The sequence below is a fragment of the Methylobacterium sp. WL120 genome (assembly GCF_008039465.1).
GTDB classification, from domain to species: Bacteria; Pseudomonadota; Alphaproteobacteria; order Rhizobiales; family Beijerinckiaceae; genus Methylobacterium; species Methylobacterium cerastii.
The window spans coordinates 19,344-28,234 of the sequence record NZ_VRUT01000056.1; the positions used below are offsets into that span (position 1 = coordinate 19,344).

An 8,891-nucleotide genomic window follows, 5' to 3' on the forward strand; every position below is an offset into this window, starting at 1 on the left:
CGGATGCCGCAGCTGAGAAGCGCGGTACGTCTCACCACGCGCGCATGCCTGTCAAAGAGTCCTATCCCGCGCTCTTGAAGCGGCCACTCGCGCATCGCCGGTTCACGATGCATGCCCGCTGATCTCACTCTGAATTGCCCATGCCCAGGAGGGGATGAGAAATCCGTTCCCCGGCATCAAGATGGCATGGTTGGTGCAATGCATTCAAAACACAAGTTGCCCCCGATCTCGCGGCGGCACATCATTCGCGCCCCGGCCCCGGGCCGCCCGTGACGGAAAGTCTCGATGTTGCGTCTGTCGGCTGCCTGCCTGATCGCGGGTGTTCTCCTGTCCACGCCGCTCTCCGCCCAGACCCTGCGTTATGGCATGATGGAGGACCCGGACGCGCTCGACCCGACGCTGGCCCGCACCTTCGCCAGCCGAATGGTCTTCACCGCGCTCTGCGACAAGCTCGTCGACATCGGCACTGACCTGAAGCCGGTGCCGCAGCTCGCGACCGCGTGGGAGCTCTCGTCCGACGAGAAGACGCTCACGATGCATCTGCGGCCGGGCGTGAAATTCCACGACGGCGAGCCTTTGAATGCGGCGGCCGCCAAGTTCTCGATCGAACGCCATCTCAAGATGCCGGGCTCGCAGCGCCGCAGCGAGATCGCGCCGATCGACGCCGTCGAGGTCGTCGACGACCTGACCTTCAAGATCGTCCTCAAGGCGCCGTTCGCCCCGCTCATGGCGCAGTTCACCGACCGCGCCGGGATGATGGTCTCGCCGAAGGCCGCCGAGCGGCTCGGCGACAAGTTCTCGACCGCCCCGGTCTGCGCCGGCCCCTTCAAGTTCGTCGAGCGGGTGCCGCAGGACCGGATCGTGGTCGAGCGTTTCCCGGATTACTGGAACAAGGACCAGATCCACATCCAACGGATCGAGTTCCGCCCGATCCCCGATGCCACGGTACGCCTGACGAACCTGCGCGCCGGCCAGCTCGACCTGCTGGAGCGCCTGGCGCCGACCGACGTCCCTCAGGTGACCCGCGATGCCAAGCTGAAGCTCGGCTCGGTCTACGAGCTCGGCTTCCAATCGTTGCTGCTCAACCCCGCGAAGGCCGGCTCGCCGCTCGGCGACCCGCGCGTGCGGCAGGCGCTCGAGCTGTCTATCGACCGCAACGCGCTGAACCAGGTGGTGTTCAACGGCGAGTTCCTGGCCGGCAACCAGTGGGTCTCGCCCAAGCATCCGAACTACGTCAAGGAATACCCGGTGCCGAAGCGCGACGTCGCCAAGGCGAAGGCCCTGCTCGCCGAGGCCGGCCAGCCCAAGCCGCAGATCACGCTCTCGGTCTATGCCAACAGCGAGGCGCCGCAGGTCGGGCAGGTGATCCAGGCCATGGCCAAGGAGGCCGGCTTCGACATCAAGATCCAGGCGGCCGACTTCACCACACTGCTCGACATGGCCGACAAGGGTAACTTCGAGGCCTACCTCTATTCCTGGAGCGGCCGACCGGACCCGGACGGCAACACCTTCAGCTTCCTCGGGTGCAAGACGCCGCTGAACTACACGCGCTATTGCAACGCCGACGCCGACGCGGCGCTCCAGGCCGAGCGCGGCACCGTCGACACGGCCAAGCGTCAGGCCGCCTGGAAGAGCCTGGCGGACCGGGTCCTCGCGGATCGTCCCGTCGTCTACCTGCTGCACCGAAAGCTGCTCTGGGCCTACGCGAACAAGCTCACCGGGTTCGTCGCCTACCCGGACGGGCTCGCCCGGTTCACGGGGTTGAAGCTGAACTGATGCTGCGGTTCCTCGCAAGACGCTTGGCGCTCGCGGTCCCGACCCTGATCCTGGCCTCGATGATCATCTTCGCCCTGCAGCAATTGCTGCCGGGCGACACCGCGACCGCTTTGTCCGGCGAGGAGCGCGACCCGGAGGTGATCGCGTTCATCCGCGACAAGTACCACCTCGATCGGCCGCTCCCCGTTCGCTACGGCTACTGGGCGGCGGGCGTCCTCGGCGGCGATCTCGGCGAATCGATCCGCCTGCAGAAGCCGGTCTCGGAACTCGTCGCCGAGAAGCTGCCGGTGACGCTGGAGCTCGCCTGCCTCGCCATGCTGGTGGCGCTCGCCATCGGCGTGCCGATGGGCATCCTCTCGGCGGTCCGGCGCGGCACCTGGGCCGACACGCTGGCCAACGGCGTCGCGCTCTGGGGCCTGTCGATCCCGAACTTCTGGCTCGGCATCCTGATGATCCTGCTGTTCTCGGTGCAGCTCGGCTGGCTGCCGGCCTCCGGCTACGTGCCGCCCTCCGAGAGCTTGTGGGAGAACCTCAAGGCGATGGCGATGCCGGCCTTCGTGCTCGGCAACGCGATCAGCGCGGTGATGATGCGCCACACCCGGGCGGCGATGCTCGGCGTGCTCGGCTCCGACTACGTCCGCACGGCGCGCGCCAAAGGCGTCTCGCCTCTGCGGCTCGTGCTGCGGCATGCGCTGCCCAACGCCGCGATCCCGATCATCACGCTCGGTGCCCTCGAGTTCGGGCAGCTGCTGTCCGGCGCGGTTCTGACCGAGCAGATCTTCTCGGTGCCGGGCTTCGGGAAGCTGATGGTCGACGCCGTGTTCAATCGCGACTTCGCCACCGTGCAGGGCGTCGTGATCTGCACCGCCGCCACCTATGTCGGCCTCAACCTCGCCACGGACGTGCTGGCGGCGGTCGTCAACCCGAAGCTGAGGCGGGCATGAGCGGGATCGATCGCGACGGCGCCGCGCTCCTGCCGTCCCCCACGGTGGCGGGGGGACGACGGGTGCCTCTGCCCCGCGAGCCCGGTACGCTCCGCGCCTTCTGGCGCCGGCTGCGGGCGCGGCGGAGTGCCGTCGTCGGGTTGGTCATCGTCGTCGGGCTCGTCCTGATGGCGGTGTTCGCTGCATGGATCGCGCCCTACGACCCGACGGAGACCGATTGGGGCGCGGTGCGAGCCGCCCCGTCGCTCGCCCACCCGTTCGGCGGCGACGAGGTCGGGCGCGACGTGCTCGCGCGCATCGTCTACGGGGCGCGGGCCTCGCTCGGTGCCGGCCTCGTCTCGGTGGCGCTCGCCGTCTCGCTCGGCCTGCCGCTGGGGCTCGTCGCCGGCTATGCCGGCGGCTGGGTCGACGGGGCGATCATGCGGCTCACCGATGCGTTGCTGGCGATCCCGTTCCTGATCCTGGCGATCGCGCTCGCCGCCTTCCTCGGTCCGAGCCTGACCAACGCCATGGTGGCGATCGGCCTGTCGGCGACCTCCACCTTCGTCCGGCTCACCCGCGCGCAGGTCCAGGCGGTGGCGGCGGAGGAGTTCGTGGAGGCGGCGCGCTCGGTCGGCAACCCGCCCTGGCGGATCGCGCTGGTGCACATCCTGCCCAACATCGTGCCGGCGATCCTGGTGCAGGCGACGCTCACCATCGCGGCGGCGATCATCGCCGAGGCGAGCCTGTCGTTCCTGGGGCTCGGCCAGCAGCCGCCCGAGCCGAGCTGGGGCGCGATGCTCAACGTCGCCAAGAACTTCCTCGACCAGGCGCCGTGGATGGCGATCTGGCCCGGGCTGTCGATCTTCCTCGCCGTGCTCGGCTTCAACCTGTTCGGCGACGGGCTCCGCGACGCCCTCGATCCGAGAGGCAGGACCTGATGGCGGCGGAGATGGGCGGCGCCCCCCTCCTCGAGGTCCGCGACCTCGCGGTCGCCTTCGACACCGACGGCGGTGCCGTCCACGCCGTCAACGGCGTGTCCTACGCGCTTCGCGAGGGCGAGACGCTCGGAATCGTCGGCGAATCCGGCTCGGGCAAGAGCGTGCACGTGCTGGCGATGCTCGGGCTGATCCCGCGCCCGCCGGGCCGGATCACCGGCGGGCAGGTGCTGTTCCAGGGGCGCGACCTCCTGAGCCTTCCCGAGAAGGCCCTGCGCCGGGTGCGCGGCGGCGAGATCGGGTTCGTGTTCCAGGACCCGATGAGCTCGCTCAACCCCGGCATGACCGTGGCGGCGCAGATCATCGAGCCGCTGCGCATCCATCTCGGCCTCGACCGCCGCGCCGCCCGCGCGCGGGCACGGGAGCTCCTCGACCTCGTCCGCATCCCGAATGCGGCCGGCCGCCTCGACCAGTACCCGCACGAGTTCTCCGGCGGCCAGCGCCAGCGCGTGATGATCGCCGTCGGCATCGCATGCCGGCCGAAGATCCTCATCGCCGACGAGGCGACGACGGCCCTCGACGTGACGGTGCAGGCCGAGATCGTCGCGCTGGTCCAGGACCTGAAGCGCGAGATCGGCATGGCGATCATCTGGATCACCCACGATCTGGGCGTAGTCGCCGGCATCAGCGACACGGTGCAGGTGATGTATGCCGGGCGCATCCTCGAGCGCGGCCCGGTGGACGACATCTTCGCCGACCCGCGCAGCGCCTACACCCTCGGTCTGCTGCGCTCGCTGCCCGACCTCACACGGGGGCGGGCCGGACGCGGGCGCCTTCGCCAGATCGAGGGCGCTCCGCCGGACATGCGCTTCCCGCCGCCCGGCGACCCGTTCGCGCCGCGCAACGCCTACGCGACCGCCCGCTGCCGCTCCGAGATGCCTCCGCTGGTCCAGGCGAAGGGCGCCGCGCCGGGTCATCTCGTGGCCGCCTGGTACGACCTTCCCGAAATCCTCTCCCACGAAGCGGAGCGTGCGCGGTGATGCGGGCTCCGGACGAACCGATCATCTCGGTGCGCAACCTGTCGAAGCACTATCCGCTGCGGTCGTGGTGGGGCGGCAAGGGGTCCGTGTTCCGGGCGGTGGAGAATGTCAGCTTCGACATCCGCCCCGGCGAGACCCTGGGGCTCGTCGGCGAGTCCGGCTCGGGGAAGTCCACGATCGGTCGCGCCGTGACCATGCTGAACCCGCCGACCGAAGGCAGCGTCGCCTTCGAAGGCACGGACCTGGCCATGCTTTCGGCCAAGGCGATGCGCGCGAAACGCGCCCGGATCCAGACCGTGTTCCAGGATCCCTACGCGGCTTTGAACCCGCGGATGAGCGTCGGCGACTACGTCTCCGAGGCGTTCAAGCTGCACCGGCCCGACATGAGCCGTGCCGAGCGCCGCGAGGCGGTGGCCGGGCTGTTCGAGCGCGTCGGACTGGAGCCGCGTTTCGCCGGGCGGTTCCCGCACCAGTTCTCCGGCGGCCAGCGCCAGCGCGTCTGCATCGCCCGCGCCATCGCGCTCAAACCGAGCTTCATCGTCGCCGACGAGCCGATCGCGGCGCTCGACGTCTCGATCCAGGCCCAGGTGGTCAACTTGTTGCAGGACCTGCAGGCCGAGCTCGGCCTGTCCTACCTCTTCATCTCCCACGACCTGCGCATGGTGCGCTACCTGTGCCACCGGGTCGCCGTGCTCTGGCGCGGCCGCATCGTCGAGCTGGCCGAGAGCGACGCGCTTTACGACGACCCGCGCCATCCTTACACCCGCCGCCTGCTCGGCGCCGTACCGGTGCCTGTGCCGGCGGTCGAGCGGGCGCGCCTGGCCGCCGAGAGCGCCGCACCGGCTTCCGCCATCGCCGAAGGCGGCGACCTCGTCGAGGTCGCGCCCGGCCATTGGGTCGCCACCCCACCTGAGGATCGCCCATGAGGAATTTCGAGGGACCGGGCCGCTCGCCCGTCTACGCGGCGCAGGCCGCGGTCGCGACCTCGCATCCGGCCTCGACGTTGGTGGCGATCGAGACCCTGCGCGCGGGCGGCAACGCCGTCGACGCGGCGATCGCGGCGGTGGCGGTGCAATGCGTCGTCGACCCGCTGATGACCGGCATCGGCGGCGACTGCTTCGCGCTGTATGCGCCCAAGGGCGCCTCGGTGCCGGTGGCGATCGACGGCTCCGGCCGCAGCCCGGCGGCGGCCGACGCCGCGTGGTACCGCGAACACGGCGTCGCGATCGAGCCGGATTCCCCGCACGCGGTGACCGTGCCCGGGGCGGTGGCGGCGTGGCAGAAGCTCGTCGACGACCACGGCACCCGTTCGCTCGGCGAGCTGCTGCAGCCGGCGATCCGGCTCGCCGAGGAGGGCTTTCCCGTCCAGCCGCGGGTCGGCTGGGACTGGGCGCGCAACGTCGCCCGCGTCGCAGGCGATCCCCATGCCGCCGCCACCTACCTCGTCGACGGCCGCGCGCCCGCGATCGGCACGGTGGTGCGATTGGAAGAACTCGCCGCGACGCTCCGGCGGATCGCCCGCGACGGCGCGCGCGGTTTCTACGAGGGGCCGGTGGCCGACGACCTCGTCGGCCACCTGCGGCAACTCGGCGGCCTCCACACCCTGGAGGATTTCGCGCGCGCCGCACCGGACGTGGTCACCCCGATCAGCACGCGCTACCGCGGCTACGACGTCTACGAGTGCCCGCCCGCCGGCCAGGGGCTCGCGGCGCTGATGATGCTCAACGTGCTGAAGCCCTTCGACGTGGCGGGGCTCTCGGACCTCGACCGAGTCCACCTCTTCGCCGAAGCCTGCAAGCAGGGCTACCACCACCGCGACGCGCTGTTCGGCGACCCGGCGCTCCAGGCGATCCCGGTGGAGCACCTGCTTTCCGACGCCTGGCAGGCCGCCGCCCACGGGGCGATCGACATGGGCCGGGCGCAAGCGCCCACGCTTTATCCCGAGATCCGCGCCGAGGTCGCGGCCCGCGCGCACAAGGACACGGTCTACCTCTGCGTGGTCGACCGGGACGGCAACGCGATCTCGCTGATCAACTCGATCTTCCAGGGCTTCGGCTCCGGCATCCTCGGGCCGTCGAGCGGCGTGCTGCTGCACAACCGCGGCCTTTCGTTCCGCACGGAAGCCGGCCACCCCAACACGATCGGCCCGTCCAAGCGCCCGATGCACACCATCATCCCCGGCATGCTGATGCGGAACGGTCGCGCGGTCGCGCCCTTCGGCGTGATGGGCGGGCACTACCAGGCGATGGGCCACGTCGAGCTGCTGACCGGGCTGATCGACCGCGGCCTGGACCCGCAAGAGGCGCTCGATGCACCACGCAGCTTCGCCTACGGCGGTACCCTGGAACTCGAAGGCGGCCTCTCCGGCCTCTCCGCCGAGCTGAAGGGCCGCGGCCACGACGCACTCCCCGCGCCCCTGCCGCTCGGCGGCGGTCAGGTGATCTGGATCGACCATGAAGCGGGCATGCTCGCGGCCGGGTCGGACCCCCGCAAGGATGGCAGCGCGCTGGGTTACTGAGGCCGCTCGACGCTTGGTCTGCGCCGGGTCGGGACTCCGATGCCGGATCGTGAGACAGCAAAGTGGGCTCCAGTCGCGACACCGTTGACCTGCCGGTGACAGATCAAGAGCACAGTGCTTTCGAACCGGGCTCGGGGCCGGTTCGCTGGAGAGATGAACGAAGCACCCGTCATCCCGCGATCAGATCGGGGGCGGGCCTGCTTTTTTGGTAGCGCTCCATTGAGTGCCTGCTAACTGCAAGCCGACACCCTTGGACGCATGTCGAAGCGTACCAAGCGAGCTACACGAGCCCTTCTCTGGATGGCGGCGTTGACCCTCTGCGGTTTCGCAGCGGTCATGCTGATGCAAGCCAACCGACCGCCGGATCAGGTAGCAAGGCGGACGACGGACGGAGATCCGATCACGACCGGCTCGATACAGCCCGCACCCATGCGCTGGTGTGGAGCGGCTGCGTGGTGTCGGTGATAAGTTTTCGTCGATCGCAACCCAATCAATGCCAGCAAGAAATGCAATGCCAGCAAGAAATGGCTTTTTTATTTTTGATCCGTGTTGAACACGGACAGCATCAACCGCGTTTGAACTCCGATTACCAGGATCGGAGAAACGCAATATGCGCACCAAGACATTCGCTATCGCAGCCTCGCTCGTTCTGTCGCTCTCGGGTGCCGCATTGGCTCAGACTGCTGCTGGGAGCGGAAGCACCGAGGGCAATATGAACAACCCCGGCAGTGTGAAGAGCAATTCCGAAAAGGGCTCGACAGGTTCGGCGACTGGAGCCGCGATGGGTGCCGATCGCATGGCAGCACCTGGCGCCAGCGGTGGCGCTTCCACTGCCGCCACCGGAGCGCCGGCTGGAAGCACGGGTGGCAACGGTGTGACCGGAAGCGGCGCTGCTCCCAGCGGTAAGTAAGGACGACGGTCCCGCCAGCCCGTAATTGGTTCGGGCTGCGGGACTGCCTTTTATGGCGATCCACTTTCATTCCGATCCGGACGAAGGATTCGGGAAGCTACCCCGCGCCCCTGGAGGCGTTCCCGTTCGGATTGGTTCCGGGGGTAGCGGTGGGGGCAGCGATCTGGTTCGATGGCGCGCTATCAAAGGAGAGCGCGATCTCGACCCGGACAGCCTCGTCTTCATCGACGAGACCGCTGCCGCGATGACCATGGTGCGGCCCTACGATCGATACGGACAGGGCGAGCGCTGCCGGATCTGCATGCCGTACGGGCACGACTAGACCACCACCGTCACCGCTGCCCTTCGCACGAGCGGCCTCGTCGCCACCACCCTGTTCAATGGTGCGACGACCGGCGAGCGCTTCCTGGCTTACGTTTCTGACATGCTAATCCCGATACTGAAGCGTGGCGATCCTGTCATCTGCAATGACTTGAGCGTCCACAAGGTGGCCGGGGTGAGGGAGACAATCGAGGCGGCGGGTGCCCACCTCCTCTATCTCCCGCCCGACAGCCCGGACTTCAACCCGTGTATGGATGGCTCCTGCGGGTCAAGGATGTCGGATCGGTTCGGGTGAACTGGTCGGTTGCGGCCATGTATACGGCGTCTGATCTGCAGCGGGATCGCTGCGCGCCCTGATGAAGTCCGCTTGGAGAACAGGTCCCACTCAATCGAGCGCGCTCGAAGCGCTTCGGATTGATCGGGGTGTCCTGGTTCTTCCTCTCCGTTTGTTCGCCATCACCTCAC

The 8,891-nt window shown here is 68.8% G+C and carries 7 protein-coding genes and 1 pseudogene; all 8 read left to right on the forward strand.

Annotated features, from left to right (window positions below):
- Window positions 1-285: 285 nt before the first annotated feature.
- Window positions 286-1,776, forward strand: coding sequence for an ABC transporter substrate-binding protein (locus tag FV229_RS12510; RefSeq protein ID WP_147752295.1), 1,491 nt, complete (start codon window positions 286-288; stop codon window positions 1,774-1,776).
- On the forward strand, window positions 1,776-2,720 hold the full coding sequence (locus tag FV229_RS12515; protein WP_147752296.1) for an ABC transporter permease: 945 nt from the start codon (window positions 1,776-1,778) through the stop codon (window positions 2,718-2,720). The genes FV229_RS12510 and FV229_RS12515 overlap by 1 nt, the downstream gene beginning before the upstream one ends.
- The gene (locus FV229_RS12520; RefSeq protein ID WP_147752297.1) at window positions 2,717-3,640 is read left to right on the forward strand and encodes an ABC transporter permease; all 924 of its coding nucleotides are present in this window, start codon (window positions 2,717-2,719) and stop codon (window positions 3,638-3,640) included. The genes FV229_RS12515 and FV229_RS12520 overlap by 4 nt, the downstream gene beginning before the upstream one ends.
- Window positions 3,640-4,677 carry an ABC transporter ATP-binding protein gene (locus FV229_RS12525; protein WP_246688170.1) on the forward strand — a complete coding sequence of 346 codons (1,038 nt, stop codon included), beginning with the start codon at window positions 3,640-3,642 and terminating at the stop codon, window positions 4,675-4,677. Before FV229_RS12520 ends, FV229_RS12525 begins: the two co-directional genes overlap by 1 nt.
- Window positions 4,677-5,603 (forward strand): ATP-binding cassette domain-containing protein, encoded by a 927-nt coding sequence (locus FV229_RS12530; RefSeq protein ID WP_147752298.1) that lies wholly within the window; start codon window positions 4,677-4,679, stop codon window positions 5,601-5,603. The genes FV229_RS12525 and FV229_RS12530 overlap by 1 nt, the downstream gene beginning before the upstream one ends.
- Entirely contained in the window at window positions 5,600-7,195 is a 1,596-nt protein-coding gene (locus tag FV229_RS12535; RefSeq protein WP_147752299.1) for a gamma-glutamyltransferase family protein, read from the forward strand. The genes FV229_RS12530 and FV229_RS12535 overlap by 4 nt, the downstream gene beginning before the upstream one ends.
- 610 nt (window positions 7,196-7,805) lie before the next feature.
- Window positions 7,806-8,105, forward strand: a complete 300-nt coding sequence (locus tag FV229_RS28070; RefSeq protein WP_147752300.1) for a hypothetical protein — start codon at window positions 7,806-7,808, stop codon at window positions 8,103-8,105.
- Between the two features lie 190 nt (window positions 8,106-8,295).
- Window positions 8,296-8,673, forward strand: a pseudogene (locus FV229_RS28075) (transposase); the annotation flags it as partial.
- Between the last annotated feature and the right edge of the window lie 218 nt (window positions 8,674-8,891).

Coding starts and splice junctions, on each gene's coding strand:
- FV229_RS12510 (WP_147752295.1), top strand. CDS start 286: ATGTTGCGTCTGTCGGCTGCCTGCCTGATCGCGGGTGTTCTCCTGTCC.
- FV229_RS12515 (WP_147752296.1), top strand. CDS start 1,776: ATGCTGCGGTTCCTCGCAAGACGCTTGGCGCTCGCGGTCCCGACCCTG.
- FV229_RS12520 (WP_147752297.1), top strand. CDS start 2,717: ATGAGCGGGATCGATCGCGACGGCGCCGCGCTCCTGCCGTCCCCCACG.
- FV229_RS12525 (WP_246688170.1), top strand. CDS start 3,640: ATGGCGGCGGAGATGGGCGGCGCCCCCCTCCTCGAGGTCCGCGACCTC.
- FV229_RS12530 (WP_147752298.1), top strand. CDS start 4,677: ATGCGGGCTCCGGACGAACCGATCATCTCGGTGCGCAACCTGTCGAAG.
- FV229_RS12535 (WP_147752299.1), top strand. CDS start 5,600: ATGAGGAATTTCGAGGGACCGGGCCGCTCGCCCGTCTACGCGGCGCAG.
- FV229_RS28070 (WP_147752300.1), top strand. CDS start 7,806: ATGCGCACCAAGACATTCGCTATCGCAGCCTCGCTCGTTCTGTCGCTC.